Origin of the sequence: Alpinimonas psychrophila (genome assembly GCF_014137865.1) — a bacterium.
GTDB lineage: Bacteria > Actinomycetota > Actinomycetes > Actinomycetales > Microbacteriaceae > Alpinimonas > Alpinimonas psychrophila.
The window spans coordinates 185,340-199,723 of sequence record NZ_JACGWU010000001.1 but is presented as its reverse complement, the minus strand read 5'-3'; the positions used below and the strand labels follow the sequence as shown (position 1 = coordinate 199,723).

Annotated in this window: 12 protein-coding genes; 4 read left to right on the top strand and 8 right to left on the bottom strand. The window is 58.7% G+C overall.

Annotated features, from left to right (window positions below; genetic code table 11):
- Nucleotides 1-48: 48 nt before the first annotated feature.
- The 6 genes from iolG to iolC all read right to left on the bottom strand — a co-directional run bounded on the left by iolG (nt 49) and on the right by iolC (nt 7,537).
- Nucleotides 49-1,062 (bottom strand): inositol 2-dehydrogenase, encoded by a 1,014-nt coding sequence (iolG, locus tag FB555_RS00975; protein ID WP_182483580.1) that lies wholly within the window; start codon nt 1,060-1,062, stop codon nt 49-51.
- A 30-nt stretch (nt 1,063-1,092) separates the two neighbouring features.
- Complete coding sequence (iolD, locus tag FB555_RS00970; protein WP_246323494.1) at nt 1,093-3,021, bottom strand: 3D-(3,5/4)-trihydroxycyclohexane-1,2-dione acylhydrolase (decyclizing); 1,929 nt, start codon at nt 3,019-3,021, stop codon at nt 1,093-1,095.
- 36 nt (nt 3,022-3,057) lie between these two features.
- Nucleotides 3,058-4,011 (bottom strand): 5-deoxy-glucuronate isomerase, encoded by a 954-nt coding sequence (gene iolB / locus FB555_RS00965; protein ID WP_182483578.1) that lies wholly within the window; start codon nt 4,009-4,011, stop codon nt 3,058-3,060.
- Nucleotides 4,012-4,119: 108 nt separating this feature from the next.
- On the bottom strand, nt 4,120-5,616 hold the full coding sequence (locus FB555_RS00960; protein ID WP_182483577.1) for a CoA-acylating methylmalonate-semialdehyde dehydrogenase: 1,497 nt from the start codon (nt 5,614-5,616) through the stop codon (nt 4,120-4,122).
- Between the two features lie 80 nt (nt 5,617-5,696).
- Complete coding sequence (locus FB555_RS00955) at nt 5,697-6,578, bottom strand: class I fructose-bisphosphate aldolase (RefSeq protein ID WP_182483576.1); 882 nt, start codon at nt 6,576-6,578, stop codon at nt 5,697-5,699.
- Complete coding sequence (gene iolC, locus FB555_RS00950) at nt 6,575-7,537, bottom strand: 5-dehydro-2-deoxygluconokinase (protein ID WP_182483575.1); 963 nt, start codon at nt 7,535-7,537, stop codon at nt 6,575-6,577. Before iolC ends, FB555_RS00955 begins: the two co-directional genes overlap by 4 nt.
- Before the next feature lie 182 nt (nt 7,538-7,719).
- On the opposite strand from iolC, the gene FB555_RS00945 reads away from it, so the two are divergent.
- Complete coding sequence (locus tag FB555_RS00945; RefSeq protein WP_182483574.1) at nt 7,720-8,961, top strand: DNA recombination protein RmuC; 1,242 nt, start codon at nt 7,720-7,722, stop codon at nt 8,959-8,961.
- Nucleotides 8,962-9,023: 62 nt separating this feature from the next.
- Entirely contained in the window at nt 9,024-10,280 is a 1,257-nt protein-coding gene (locus tag FB555_RS00940; protein ID WP_182483573.1) for an MFS transporter, read from the top strand.
- Nucleotides 10,281-10,310: 30 nt separating this feature from the next.
- Here the strand turns inward: FB555_RS00940 and glpX are convergent, their stop codons facing one another.
- Nucleotides 10,311-11,294 carry a class II fructose-bisphosphatase gene (gene glpX, locus FB555_RS00935; protein WP_182483572.1) on the bottom strand — a complete coding sequence of 328 codons (984 nt, stop codon included), beginning with the start codon at nt 11,292-11,294 and terminating at the stop codon, nt 10,311-10,313.
- 164 nt (nt 11,295-11,458) lie between these two features.
- On the opposite strand from glpX, the gene fbaA reads away from it, so the two are divergent.
- Together fbaA and FB555_RS00925 are read left to right on the top strand one after the other, a co-directional pair.
- The gene (gene fbaA / locus FB555_RS00930) at nt 11,459-12,484 is read left to right on the top strand and encodes a class II fructose-bisphosphate aldolase (RefSeq protein ID WP_182483571.1); all 1,026 of its coding nucleotides are present in this window, start codon (nt 11,459-11,461) and stop codon (nt 12,482-12,484) included.
- 21 nt (nt 12,485-12,505) lie between these two features.
- Entirely contained in the window at nt 12,506-13,306 is an 801-nt protein-coding gene (locus tag FB555_RS00925; RefSeq protein WP_182483570.1) for a DUF6264 family protein, read from the top strand.
- A gap of 12 nt (nt 13,307-13,318) precedes the next feature.
- Here FB555_RS00925 and FB555_RS00920 read toward each other — a convergent pair whose 3' ends face one another.
- Nucleotides 13,319-14,347, bottom strand: coding sequence for a 4-hydroxy-3-methylbut-2-enyl diphosphate reductase (locus FB555_RS00920; RefSeq protein WP_182484230.1), 1,029 nt, complete (start codon nt 14,345-14,347; stop codon nt 13,319-13,321).
- Nucleotides 14,348-14,384: the final 37 nt, after the last annotated feature.

Here is a 14,384-nt window from a genome sequence, read left to right as displayed (position 1 = left end):
GCGCAAAGGATATGTCCGCGCGGCTGCTCAGAACCGCCGCGCGTCTTACTATGAGAGCTTGCCGCGAACGTCAATCGTTTTGCCGGTGCGGGCAGATTCGAGAGCTGCGTCCGCCAAGACGAGTGCCGCGCGACCATCCTCAAAACTCGGGTTAATCTGCGTGCCACTGCGAATACTGTCGAGGAACAGCCCGAGCTCGCGGCGGTACGAAATGGCATAACGGTCGAGGAAGAACTCGAGGTAAGGCTTACGAGCCTCAACGGCCGCTTTGCCGTACTTCGCAACGGTGGTCTCGGCGATGTTCTGGGCGTAGAGCATTCCTTCACTTCCAAACGCCTCCAGGCGCTGGTCGTACCCGTAGCTGCTGTGACGCGAGTTAACGATCGTGATCAGCTCGTTGTTGTCACCGCGCAACGTGACGACAGCGGAGTCGTAGTCGCCTTCTTCTTTGATGTAATCGCTAAAGCTATTGGCACCGACGGCCGTCACCTCAACGATGTTGGGAATGAAGTAGCGCGCCATATCAAAGTCGTGAATGGTCATGTCGCGAAAAATTCCGCCGGAGACAGCAATGTAGGCCTGAGGAGCGGGCGCGGGGTCACGGCTGATGATGGTGAGTTGTTCGAGAATTCCGATGTCGCCCTCGGCAACACGCGTGTGAATCTCTTCGAACTGGGGGTCGAATCGACGGTTGAACCCCAAAGCAACATTGGCCTTCGCCGCAGCAACTTTTGCACGCAACGCATCGACACGAACGATATCGAGGTCAATGGGCTTTTCACACAGAACGTGAACTCCGGCATCAATGGCAGCGCTAATCAGGTCAACGTGCGTCGGGGTGGGCGAAGCAATGACGACGACATCAACCTCACCGGAGGCAAAAAGTTCCTCAGGATTCTTGGTTATCTTGCCACCGAATTGAGCGGAGATGCGCTCCGCACCCTCGATGAAGGGATCACAGACCCACGTGAGTTCAGCACCCTTAGTGTCGGCAATGCTGCCCGCGTGCACAAGGCCAATGCGGCCGGTTCCAATGAGGCCAATACGAAAGTTTTGTTCCATGATGTTTCTCCTAAAGATGTTGGGATTTAGTTAGAGTCGGTCAGCGGTGCCGCGCCCAAGGAGGGGCCTCTGGGCCGTTCGATTCTCGAGATACTCGGCGCGAGCCTTCTGAGTGCTGGGCAAAGTGGAAACAGCCGCAACCGGCACGTCCCACCACCCCTCACCGTCGGGAGCGTACAAACGAGGATCGTTATTGATGTGGATCAAGGTGGCGCGGTTCGATGCCTTCGACTTCGCCATGGCAGCGCTCAGGTCAGCAATCGCGTTGGCTGTGGGCTCGATGGAGATGACGTCGAGGCCGTAGCTGGCGGCGTTGGCCGCCAAATCGATGGGGAGAATCTCGCCCTTCTCGAAGTTGCCTTCATCGTCTTGATAGCGATACAGCGTGCCGAAGCGCTGGGACCCAATATCTTCACTGAGGTGACCGATCGACGCGTAGCCGTGGTTCTGAATCAGCACGATGATGAACTTGATTCCCTCGGCAACGGCCGAGACGATTTCGGAGTGCATCATCAAGTACGAGCCATCACCGACCATGACAATGGCGTCACGGGTCTTATCGGCCCGAGCCACACCGATACCACCGGCAATTTCGTAACCCATGCACGAAAAGGCATATTCCACGTGGTAGCCCAAGTCGTCACGCACACGCCATAGCTTGTGCAGATCGCCGGGCAGTGATCCCGCGGCACACACCACGACATCACGCGGGTCCGAGGCCTGTTGAACGGCACCAATGATCTCGGCCTGGCTGGGGAGTGCGAGGCGACGGTCAACGAAGGACTCATCGACCGCGGCGTCCCACGTGGCTTTATCACGCGCGTAATCAGCGACAAAATCTGCCGCCACATGGAAACCCGTGAGAGCCTCAGTCAACTCGAGAATCGATTCACGGGCATCCGCTACGACCGGAATAGCGCTGCCGTGCTTGAACGCGTCGAAGGAGGCGATATTGATGTTGATAAAACGCACGTCGGCGTTCTGGAACGCGGTGCGGCTGGCCGCGGTGAAGTCGCTGTAGCGCGTACCGATTCCAATAATGAGGTCAGCCTGAGCTGCGGCACGGTTGGCAGCGGTTGTTCCGGTGGCACCAACAGAGCCAAGGTTTTGGGCGTGATCCCAGGTGAGCGACCCCATCCCGGCCTGCGAGAGACCAACCGGGATGCCGGTCGCTTCGACGAAGGCGCGGAGGGCGGCTGCAGCATCCGAGTAGATGACGCCACCACCGGCGACGATCATGGGCCGCTTCGCGCGTGAAATGGCACGGGCAACCTCGGCGATGATGCCCCGGTCAGGGCGGGGGCGACGAATGTGCCACTCGCGGTCGGCCAAGAATTCAGCCGGAACCTCGATGAGTTCGGCCTGCACATCTTCGGGGAGCGAAATAGTGACCGCGCCTGTCTCAACCGGGTCAGTCAAAACGCGCATCGCGCCCAGGGCTGCTGAGAAAAGCTGCTCGGGACGATTCACTCGGTCGAAGAAACGCGACAGCGGCTTGAAGGCGTCGTTGACGCTCATGCTGGCGTCCTGCGGAAGCTCCAGTTGTTGCAAGACGGGATCGGAGACGCGCGTGGCGAAGGTGTCTGAAGGAAGCAGAAGAACGGGAAGACGATTTGTGGTGGCAACGGCAGCGCCGGTCAGCATGTTCGTGGACCCGGGCCCAACGGAGGCGGCACACGCGAAGGTCGAACGGCGACGCGTCATGCGCGAGTAGGCAATAGATTCGTGCACCATACCCTGTTCATTACGGGCCTGGTGATAGGGCATAAGGGTGGGCTCATCGACGGAGAGCTGCTTGAGGGCTTGCCCTATGCCGGCAACGTTTCCGTGACCAAAAATACCGAAAGTGCCCACTATCGTTCGTGCACGGTTGTCACCATCAACGGTGAACTGATGGCCCAAGAACTCAATGAGAGCCTGGCTCACGGTCATGCGCCTGGTTGCATTAGACGATGTCATGCTCGGTGTCCTTTCAAATTTATATGAGCGAAGTTTTTAGGCGGTGTAGGGAAGGCGCGAATCGAATTCTTGCCCCACCCAGGTATCGCGAATCCATGCGTGCGCAGGATCATCGCTGATCTCCCAGACGCGGTCAGGATCCGGGCCCGCCATGACGTTCAAGTAGTAGAGGTCGTAGCCGGGAGCCGCCACACACGGGCCGTGCCATCCGTGTGGCACGAGAGCAATGTCGCCAGTGTGCACTTCTTCCAGAATGTCGATGGGGCCAGCCTCGGAGGCATAAGTGCGCATGTAGCCAAAAGATTCCGCTGTTTCTGGGGCATTCGCACCACGGGTGACCGCGGTCTCGAAATAATAGATCTCCTCAAGCTGCGCCTCGTGGCCAGGAATAGATTCGTCGTGTTTGTGGGGCGGGTAGCTCGACCAATTCTCGGCAGGCGTGATGACTTCGCACACGATGAGGCGATCGGCGGCGAGCGCCACGGGCGTTCCAAAGTTTTGGACTTGCCGGCTCGACCGACCGGCGCCGCGTAGCTCGACCGGCACCTCGGCTGCGGGAAGGTACGCGACGGGGAATGCTCGTTCCGTGGGTGCCTCAGCCACGGAGACACGACCAGTACCGGTGATGATTGCCGCCGTTCCTGTGGGCAGATACAAGGTATCGGTCGGGCCATGAAAAACGGATGCGCGGCCGGTCAGTTTTTGGGTTACGGGCGCAGTCGATGCCCCGGCCTCCCCTGCAGCCGTGGTCGACAAGGTGTATTCGACGGTGAATGAGCCGGCAAGCGGCACGATAATCCGCTCCACCGCGATGGCGTCGAGCGTGACGGATCCGCCAGCAAGCTCGGCTACTCGAACTCCGGTGTATGTCCAGCCCGTCAACGTTCCATCGACGACGGATTCCCAGCCGTCACGCGTGAGGGAGCCCCTGGCGAAGAACCAGTCGCCGCGGCCTGAACCCGCCACGGTTTTGGTTGCTATGCCGGTCATGGTGTCCTCCGCAATGAGATGGGCCGTGAAATAAGTATGAGTTGATGACGGGCGTAGTGCGGGGCCGGAAGATTATTCTCCCGGCCCAGCACCCGCAACGCTATGAAACTAGTTTTGGGGAAATCCCAAGTTGATGCCGCCATGGCTGGGGTCAAGCCAGCGGCTCGTGATGGCCTTGCCACGCGTGTAGAAGTGAACGCCCTCGGCACCGTGGGCCTTGGTGTCACCGAACAACGAGTTCTTCCACCCTCCGAACGAGAAGAAGGCAACGGGCACGGGGATGGGAACGTTGATTCCGATCATGCCGACCTCAATCTCGTTTTGGAAACGACGAGCCGCTCCGCCATCGTTGGTGAAGATGGCGGTTCCGTTACCGAAGGCGCCGTTGTTGATGAGGTCAACACCCTCCTCATAGGAGTGAACACGCACGACCGAGAGAACCGGTCCGAAGATTTCCTCCGTGTAGGCCTTGGATGAGGTGGGAACGTTGTCCAGCAGAGTCGGGCCGAGCCAGAATCCGTTGGCGTCGCCGTCGACCTCGATACCACGACCATCGACCACAACCGTTGCGCCATCGGCGGCAGCGATGTCGATGTAACTGGATACTTTGTCGCGGTGAACCTCGGTGACCAGAGGGCCCATGTCGCAGTTGCGGCGGCCATCACCGATGGTGAGGCCCTTCATGCGCGAGACAATCTTCTCGATGAGAGCATCCGCAACGGGCTCAACAGCAACTATGACGCTGATGGCCATGCAACGCTCGCCGGCGCTACCAAAACCGGCATTGATGGCAGAGTCAGCCACGAGCTCGAGGTCAGCATCGGGCAAAACAAGCATGTGGTTCTTTGCGCCGCCGAGAGCCTGAACGCGCTTGCCGTTCTTGGCACCGGTTTCATAGACGTACTTGGCGATGGGAGTGGAACCCACGAAGGAAATGGCCTTGACATCAGGGTGCTCAAGCAAACCGTCAACGGCTTCTTTGTCACCGTTCAGCACGGTAAAGACGCCATCGGGAAGACCGGCCTCTGTGAACAAACGTGCCATCCAGATGGCGGCCGAAGGGTCTTTTTCAGAGGGCTTCAGAATGACGGTGTTGCCGGCCGCAATGGCCACGGGGAAGAACCACATGGGAACCATGGCAGGAAAGTTGAAGGGGCTGATGACGCCAACGACTCCGAGCGGCTGGCGTGTCGAGTAGACATCCACCCCTGTCGAGACGTTCTCGGAATATTCACCTTTCAGCATTTGGTTCATGCCACATGCAAATTCGACTACTTCTTGGCCGCGCGTGATCTCACCCAGAGCATCGGAGAGTACCTTGCCATGCTCGCTCGTGACGATTTCGGCGAGCTCACCTTTGCGAGCATTCAACAATTCACGAAAGTTGAAGATGATGGCTTGCCGCTTGGCAAGTGAAAGGTCGCGCCACGCGGGGAAAGCAGCCTTTGCCGAGGCAATAGCGGCGTCAATTTCGGCGGCATCGGCCAGACCCACGTGCTTGGTGACAACGCCAAGAGCAGGATCAAAGACGGGTGAGGTGCGACCGGATGTGCTGGGGCGCTCGGCGCCATCAATCCAGTGTGAAACGACAGGAAGGTTAGACATAGGTGATCTTCTTTCGTGAACTATCGAGTTCGGATATTTCTTCGGTGTGAAATTTAAGCGTCAAATTCAGATTCTTGAATTTAAGCGCCGTGAACGAGGGCTGCTGCTGCGTCAATAGCGCTCACGACATCCCCATCCTGAGGGTAGAGCAGGCTGCGGCCCACAACCAGACCCCGCACTCCTGGAAGCGCAAGTGCCTTGCTCCAGGCCTCAAATGTTTCTTCTTGGTTTCCTTCAGGGTCGCCACCGAGCAGGAGCGTTGGCAACGTGGTCGAGGCCATGACACGTTCCATGTCGGCAACAACGGGAAGCTTCAGCCATGTATACGAGCTGGAGTTACCCAAACCAGCGGCGATCGAAATTGAGAGGATAACGGCATCCGTGGAGAGGTCGTTACGAATTTTTCCATCGACCCATTCGCTCATAAACGGTTCCAGCATGATGGGCAGTGTCGCATCGACGGCATCGCTGACCGCCATGGCAGTTGCTTCCAACGTGGTGACCGAACCTGCGTCGGCGAGGTTGATGCGCAAGAGGTTCTTGGCGAAGTCCAAGCCCGAGCGCATAATGCTTTCAATGTCATAGGCCGTGTAACGGTCATCCATTTCAAAGGATGCGCCTTTGAGCCCTCCGCGGTTCATGGATCCGACGACAATTTTGTCATCGAGCAGGCCCAGTAACGCCAGGTCCTCGATGATGTCAGGGGTGCCCAAAACGCCGTCAACACCGGGGCGCGACAGTGCGGTGGCGAGGCGTTCAAGAAGTCCGTAACGATCTGCCATTGCACTCTCGTCGGAGCCGACACTGAGCGCTCCACGAGCGGGGTGGTCGGCGGCAACGATGAAGAGACGTCCGTCTCCGCGAATCAACTCGCGCCGTTTACGCGCAGCAAAAATCTCGGCGATGCGTTCCGGATGAGCGGCACGGGTTTCGCGAAGCTTGTCAAAGTCGAGATTTTTCATGCGTCGAGCCCCTTCAGGATTTCTTCAACTTCGGCCGTGGTCGGCATGGCGGTTGAACATTCACGGCGGCTGGCGACAAGAGCACCGGCCACATTTGCAAAACGGAGGATGCGCTCCAGCGGCCATTCCTGAAGCAACCCGTAACAGAGGGCTCCGCCAAAGCTATCGCCGGCACCAAGGCCATTGATGACATCGACAAAGTAGGGAGGAACTTCCACCGTCTCGGTGCGAGTCTTGGCCAGAACGCCCTTGGGGCCCTGCTTGACAATCGCAAGTTCGATACCGCGCTCGAGCAGAGCATCCGCTGCCCGTAATGGCTCCGTTTCTCCAACGGCAATGTCGCACTCTTCTTTGTTCCCCACGGCAACGGTGACTTTGCCCAGAGCCTTGTCAACCTCGGCGCTGGCCAACTCGGGAGAGTTCCAGAACATTGGTCGGTAATCGAGGTCCAGGATGGTGAGAGGCTTGCGGCCGCGCGCATCCCAGGCGACATGGTGCGCCGTGCGGCTGGGCTCCTGGGACAGACCCGTGACGGTTGACCAGTAGATCTTGGCGTGCAGGATGGCGTCAAGGTCGAGCTCGGTGGCGTTGATCACGAGGTCGGGGGCCTTGGGCTCGCGGTAGAAGTAGAGCGGGAAGTCATCGGGCGGGAATATCTCGCAAAAGACTACGGGCGTGTTCAGGCCGGCGACACCGGAGACATACTCATCACTGACGCCGAGGCGCGCGAGCTCCTGGTGAATATACGTGCCAAAGGGGTCGTTACCCGTGCGGGTAATGACGGCCGCTTTCAGGCCATGCTTCGCTGCGGCGACAGCAACGTTGGTGGCGCTACCGCCCAAGTACTTACCGAATGTGGAAACGTCTTCAAGACCAACCCCATCTTGAAGGGGATAAATGTCGACACCCACACGACCAATCGTGAGGACATCAAAGGGAGTGCGCGTTGAGGCGGTCATACTGCGATGTACAACTTTCCGTGTTCGTAGGGTGACGGTGACACTTTCACAACTGTGTGACTTTCACTATGTTATGACATATTGACATCAAAATTCTACTCGCTGGCAATCTTGGCGGGAAATTGCTGTGGGGGACGGGTCGCCGACCCGCAAGTGTCAGTCGTGACTGGCACACTGAAGACATGGATCTCATACTCGTGTTAGCCCTCGGAATCATCGCGGGCCTTGCCGTCGGCTTGGCCCTCGGTTGGCTGCTGAAAGCCCGTGTGGGCGCGGGGATTGTGCTGGAGGATCTAGCCCCTCGGCTCGCTGCGGCCGAAGCGACCGTCATCGCAAAAGACGCCCAAATCTTCTCGCTCGAGCAGCGCAACCGGGAGCTTGGTGACGAGAACCGACGCCGCGCTGATGAAGAAACCGAGCGAGCGCGGGAAGAGCACAAAGTGCTCGAGGCCCTCGCGCCGGTGAAAGAGACCCTTCGCACGATGCAGACCAAGGTGTCTGAACTCGAACAGCAACGCAGCCTGCAGTATGGCGCTCTAGAACAGCAACTGAAAGAATCTCGTCAATTTGGTGAGGAACTCCGCGCTACCACCCAGTCTCTCGCCAGCGCCCTGTCGTCGAATAGCGTTCGTGGCACGTGGGGCGAAGCTCAACTTCGCCGACTCGTAGAGGTCGCCGGCCTTACTGCACATGTCGACTTCGATACCCAGCAGACCATGACAACTGATACCGGGGTTATTCGCCCCGACATGATTATCAACCTGCCCGGCGGCAAGACCATCGTCATTGACGCCAAGGTGCCCTTCAACTCCTATCTCGAAGCTAGTCAAATTCCCCTCACAGCAACGGGCGAGCAGGCTGCCCGACGCGAGACTCTGCTCAAGGCTCATGTGAAAGCTGTCCGTGCACACGTAGATGCCCTCAGCAGTAAGAACTACTGGACCGGCTTCGACTTCAGCCCCGAGTTCGTGCTGGCCTTCATTCCGAGTGAGTCCCTCTTGGCATCGGCGCTGGAAGCCGACCCGACTCTTCTGGACTACGCGTTCAGCAAACGGGTGGCACTTGCCTCCCCCGTGAACCTGTGGGCCGTGCTGAAAACAGTTGCCTACACGTGGCAACAGCAAGTCGTCACCGATGAGGCCAAGAAACTCTTCGATCTTGGTAACGAACTTTACTCACGACTGGCAACGATGACGAAGCACTCCGAAGATCTGCGCAAGGCCATCGAGAGCACGGTCAAGCACTACAACGGCTTTGTCGGCGCGCTGGAGACTCGCGTTCTCACCACAGCGCGCAAGTTCCCTGGCATCGATCCAACAAAAATCATCGCGGAGAGCGCAGAAATCCACGAAGCCCCTCGCCCCATCACCGCGGCCGAACTAGTTGATCCTGAATTGGCGCTGCCAACGGGCGAGCCCGCGTAATCGCGTTTTTTTAACAGTCACCTCTCCGTGCGAGCGGAAATTTGACACCTTGAATTAGGTGCATGATTGAGAGAATGCCCTCCCCGCGAAATTTTCCTGAACCGTCCCTCCCGCTGTGGCGTGGGCGCTTTCTCGTTTTTGCAGGGATTCTGCTCGTTGCGCTAAACATGCGCCTCGCCGTGGCCGGGCTGTCGCCCATCATCCCGCTGATTCAGCAAGACTTTCCTCTCAGCATCTTCGCCATCTCATTCCTCGGCTTCATCGCTCCCCTGTGTTTCGCCCTGGGCGGTATTTTTACCCCGAAGATCGCTCGCCGCGCTGGCCTTGAATACACCGTCGTGATCGCCCTCACCCTGATTATCATCGGTCACATTCTTCGCGCCACCGCCGCAAACTGGGGTGGTCTCAGCGTGGGAACTTTTCTTGCTCTGCTCGGGATGGGTTTCGGCAATGTGTTGATGCCGCCTCTGGTAAAGAAGTATTTCCCGGACCGCATCCCCCTCATGACCTCGCTCTACATGACGCTCGTGGCAATTAGCTCCCTCCTCCCCCCGCTGATTGCCGTGCCGCTTAGCCACAGCATTTCTTGGCGAGGATTCCTTGGTCAGTGGGGCATCATCGCCGTCCTAGCTCTCATTCCTTGGATCATTGAGATCTCACGAAATCGCAGCGCCGCAAAAGCTGCTGCCCTTGCTGCAACGACCGAGGTTCACCCGGACCATGTTGCCATCTGGCGTTCTTCCACCGCCTGGGCAATCGCGATTATCTTGGCCGTCTCCTCCATCAATGGCTATGCCATGTTTGCCTGGATGCCCATCATCCTGAGTGATATTTCCAACGTCTCCCTCGTTCAGGCGGGTGCCTTGCTGGGAGTCTTTGCGGCGATGGGAGCACCTTTTGCGCTCATCCTGCCCATGATTGCGGCTCGTGTCCGGCGGGTCGATTACCTCGTACACATCGCCACGGCCTGTTTTCTCGTGGGCTATGCCGGATTGATTTTCTTCCCGACGCAGGCAACTTTGCTCTGGGTCATCATTGCCGGCTCGGGACCGTTGCTTTTTCCCCTGGCGCTCGTCATGGTCAACTTGCGGACTCGGACCCCCCGGACGTCGATGGCGCTCAGCGGTTTTGCGACAACTATCGCCTACGTTGTGGCACTGTCCGGCCCGCCAGCTCTCGGCATGCTCTTTTCCGTCACGGGCAACTGGACCGCGGCTCTCATTTTTCTCACCGTGATTTCCCTTTCGGGATCCGCCGCCGGAATTGTCTTGGCGCGCCAGCGAATCGTCGACGACGAGCTCGTTCGCCCGATTTCCTAACGACTAGCGGTCGGTGGCGGATAGAAAGCCTTACATCCAGCGGTCGGCCCGGTAGTCAGCACGAACGCGGCGAATCGTTCCTGAGTGACCACGCAAGATGATGCTGTCGGTGCGGATAACGGGCCCCATGCGGCGAACGCCGTCGACGAGACCGCCATCGGTGACACCCGTGGCGACGAAGAAGGTGTTATCGCTGGAGACCAGCCCGTTGGCGTCGTAAACGTGGTCCATCTTGAGGCCCGCATCGATTCCGCGCTGGCGCTCAGCCTCATCCAAAGGAGCCAGAATGCCCTCAATAAAGCCGCCCAAGGCCTTGATGGCGCAGGCCGTCACGATTCCTTCGGGGCTTCCGCCAATGCCAACGCACATGTCGATGCGGGAGTCATATCGCGCCGCGTTGATTCCGCCGGCCACGTCACCATCCAGCATCATGCGGGTTCCAGCACCGGACGCACGGATCTCGTCAATCAGTTGAGCGTGACGCGGGCGATCCAACACCGCAATACTCATGTCAGAAACAATTTTGCCCTTGGCCTTTGCCAGCGCACGAATGTTATCCCCGATGGGGCGACGGATGTCGAGCACGCCAACGCCCTCAGGCCCAGCAACAAGCTTGTCCATGTAGAAGACGGATGAGGCATCCAGCATCGTGCCGCGGTCAGCCACCGCAATGACCGAGACGGCATTTTGGCGCCCGGCGCCGGTCAGGCTCGTGCCATCAATGGGATCGACGGCAATGTCGCACGCCGGGCCGTGGCCATTACCAACTTCTTCGCCGTTGAAGAGCATCGGGGCGGAGTCTTTCTCGCCCTCACCAATGACGATGACGCCGGCGAAGTTAACCGTGGTTAAGAAAGCACGCATGGCATCAACAGCGGCGCCATCGGCAGCGTTCTTATCGCCCTTCCCAATAAAGGGGTAGGCGCGGATGGCCGCTGCCTCGGTGGCACGCACCAACTCCATGGCCAAGTTGCGGTCGGGGTGCAGATCCTGGGTTCCGGTGTTTTTACTCATCACATTTTTCAGCTTATCGGTCAGGCTGATAGTGGGGTGAGGGCATGCCGTGAGCGGCCCCGGACACGTCAGGGCTCTCGCCTAGAATTGTCGGGATTTCACTAGAATGATTCGAGGGCTTCCCTGCTCTACATGCCATTGTTTGCGGCCAAGAAGGAGACATCATGCCCGTTGCAACCCCGGACCAATACGCTGAAATGCTAGACAAAGCGAAGGCCAACGTTTTTGCGTACCCCGCGTTCAACGTTTCCAGCTCTCAAACTCTTAACGCAGTTCTCCAAGGCCTCACCGAAGCAGGTTCCGACGGAATCATTCAGGTCACGACCGGCGGCGCCGATTACTTTGCTGGTCACACCGTCAAGGGTCGCGCCACGGGCGCCATCGCATTCGCCAAGTTCGCTACTGAAGTGGCCAAGAATTACCCCGTCACCGTTGCGCTCCACACCGACCATTGTCCCAAGGGCGCCCTCGACGACTTCGTCTTGCCCCTCATTGCCGCAAGCCTTGAGGAAGTCAAAGCTGGCCGCGAACCCCTCTTCCAGTCGCACATGTGGGATGGTTCGGCTATCCCTCTGCGGGAGAACTTGGAAATCGGCCACCTTCTGCTCTCCAAGATGAAGCAAATTAACGCCATTCTCGAAGTTGAAATTGGTGTCGTCGGCGGAGAAGAAGACGGCGTCAGTCACGAGATCAACGACAGCCTATACTCCACCGTCGAAGACGGCCTCAAGACCGTTCAAGCGTTGGGCCTCGGCGAGCACGGCCGCTACATGGCTGCCATGACGTTTGGAAACGTTCACGGCGTTTACGCTCCCGGTAACGTCAAACTTCGACCCGAAATTCTTAAAGAAATTCAGGATGGCGTGGCCGCCGTTCACGGCCACGGCCCCAAGCCTTTCGACCTCGTCTTCCATGGCGGATCGGGTTCCACCGACGAAGAGATCGCCACGGCAGTCTCCAACGGTGTCATCAAGATGAATATTGACACGGACACTCAGTACGCCTTTACTCGTTCGATTGCCGACACAATGCTGAAGAACTACGACAGTGTGCTGAAGGTAGACGGCGGCGTTGGTAACAAGAAGGTTTACGACCCACGCGCGTGGGGGAAGATCGCCGAGACTGCTATGGCGGCTCGCGTGATCCAAGCAACACACCAGCTCGGCTCCGCCGGGCACTCGGGCAAGTAAACCAAGGGGACCATCGCATTTATGTCTGAAGACCAGAAAAACCCTCCGGCGCAACCAGAGTTCGGCGAGCTTGCACCGGAGGGCTGGTCGTGGAATCCCGAAGCAAATGCGCCCCACACTCCAGAGACACTAAAGGCGGCAGAGGCGGCCGCAAAAGCCGCCGCAAAGACAAAAGCGGCAAGCACTGCGACCAGTGCCAAGGTGGCGAGCGCACCCACAGCGAATCAAACCCCTGATATTTCCCAAAAGCCCGGCAAGCTACCCAAGCCAGTCGGGGGCGCAAAACCACCCAAACCGCCGAAAGCCATCGCCGCCATATTCGGTTCTCCCCCGAGCGCCGATTCGAATCAGAACCTCTCCGAAGAAGAAAAAAAGACCCGAACAGTGGCCTTGGCCAAGTTGGCATCAGATCGCTTCATCACGTGGGGGTTGCTCGGAGTCGCCGTATTTTCGATCGTCTCGGGGCTCGGCGACTACGTCAACCTCACGCGAACCCTCAACGCCGCCTTCGATCAGCTGAACACCATGGAGCCGGGCCTCAACCTCGCCCCTTACGCAAACATGGGCTTGGCTAAAATACTCGGCTGGGGAATTGTTTTCTCCCAAGCCATCGTGATCGGCCTGACCTTTTGGTGGGCTATCCGTCGCATGCGCGCCGGCAAAATGGCGTTTTGGGTTCCCGTCGTCGGCTTCGCTATTTCAAGCGCCGTGGTTCTGGGCTTTATGGTGTTCGCGTTCGTCGCAGACCCCACCGCGTGGAACGCAATCCTGACCTACATTCAGAACACTTCCGCCACAAAGACGCCCGGTCAAAACAGCTAAATTCGAAAAATTCTAGACGCGACCGCCGCGAGCGCGAGCGTCTTCTTCGCCGGTGACGTTGAAGCGCAGTTCCTTCGGTAGCGAGAAGAGCAAGTCTTCCTCGGCTGTCTTCACTTCTTCGACCGTGTCATAACCACCCGTAGCCAGCAACGCCATCAGATCCTGAACCAAATCTTCGGGAACGGATGCCCCGCTGGTCACGCCCACGGTCGCCACGCCTTCGAACCACTCGGGCTTGACCTCGTGCGCGTAGTCGATGCGGTACGCGGCGCGGGCGCCATATTCGAGGGCAACCTCGACGAGACGGACCGAGTTGGAGGAGTTGGCAGAGCCCACGACGATGACGAGGTCGGCATCCGGGGCCACTTTTTTTATCGCTACCTGACGGTTCTGCGTGGCATAGCAAATGTCATCACTGGGGGGATCTTGCAGGTTCGGGAAGCGCTCGCGCAACAGACGCACCGTCTCCATCGTCTCGTCCACGCTGAGCGTGGTCTGAGATAACCACACAACCTTGTTGGGATCCTTGACGACAACGGTGGCAACCGCCGCGGGGCTGTCGACAATGGTGACATGATCGGGGGCCTCACCGGCCGTGCCCTCAACTTCTTCGTGACCGGCATGACCGATCAAGAGAATTTCGTAGTCGTCACGGGCGAACCGAACGGCCTCGCGGTGCACCTTGGTGACCAAAGGGCAGGTGGCGTCGATGGTCTGCATGTTGCGGTCGGCAGCCTCTTTGACTACGGCGGGAGAAACGCCGTGAGCGCTGAAGACGAGGTGGGAACCGGCGGGAGCTTCATCCACTTCGTTCACAAAAATTGCACCGCGTTCCTCGAGCGTGGAAACGACGTGCACGTTATGCACAATCTCTTTGCGCACATAGACCGGCGAACCGTAGAGGTCGAGAGCCTTTTCGACGGCGATGACCGCGCGATCGACACCGGCGCAATAGCCACGGGGGGCTGCCAAGAGCACTTTCTTGGGCTTGTCGACGGGAAAATTGGGGATTGTCAGGGCCTGGCCGCGCAGGCGGGGCATGCCAAGACCTATCGATACGTTACTCACCTCTCAAGTC

Coding starts and splice junctions, on each gene's coding strand:
- iolG (WP_182483580.1), bottom strand. CDS start 1,062: ATGGAACAAAACTTTCGTATTGGCCTCATTGGAACCGGCCGCATTGGC.
- iolD (WP_246323494.1), bottom strand. CDS start 3,021: ATGACATCGTCTAATGCAACCAGGCGCATGACCGTGAGCCAGGCTCTC.
- iolB (WP_182483578.1), bottom strand. CDS start 4,011: ATGACCGGCATAGCAACCAAAACCGTGGCGGGTTCAGGCCGCGGCGAC.
- FB555_RS00960 (WP_182483577.1), bottom strand. CDS start 5,616: ATGTCTAACCTTCCTGTCGTTTCACACTGGATTGATGGCGCCGAGCGC.
- FB555_RS00955 (WP_182483576.1), bottom strand. CDS start 6,578: ATGAAAAATCTCGACTTTGACAAGCTTCGCGAAACCCGTGCCGCTCAT.
- iolC (WP_182483575.1), bottom strand. CDS start 7,537: ATGACCGCCTCAACGCGCACTCCCTTTGATGTCCTCACGATTGGTCGT.
- FB555_RS00945 (WP_182483574.1), top strand. CDS start 7,720: ATGGATCTCATACTCGTGTTAGCCCTCGGAATCATCGCGGGCCTTGCC.
- FB555_RS00940 (WP_182483573.1), top strand. CDS start 9,024: ATGATTGAGAGAATGCCCTCCCCGCGAAATTTTCCTGAACCGTCCCTC.
- glpX (WP_182483572.1), bottom strand. CDS start 11,294: ATGAGTAAAAACACCGGAACCCAGGATCTGCACCCCGACCGCAACTTG.
- fbaA (WP_182483571.1), top strand. CDS start 11,459: ATGCCCGTTGCAACCCCGGACCAATACGCTGAAATGCTAGACAAAGCG.
- FB555_RS00925 (WP_182483570.1), top strand. CDS start 12,506: ATGTCTGAAGACCAGAAAAACCCTCCGGCGCAACCAGAGTTCGGCGAG.
- FB555_RS00920 (WP_182484230.1), bottom strand. CDS start 14,347: ATGCCCCGCCTGCGCGGCCAGGCCCTGACAATCCCCAATTTTCCCGTC.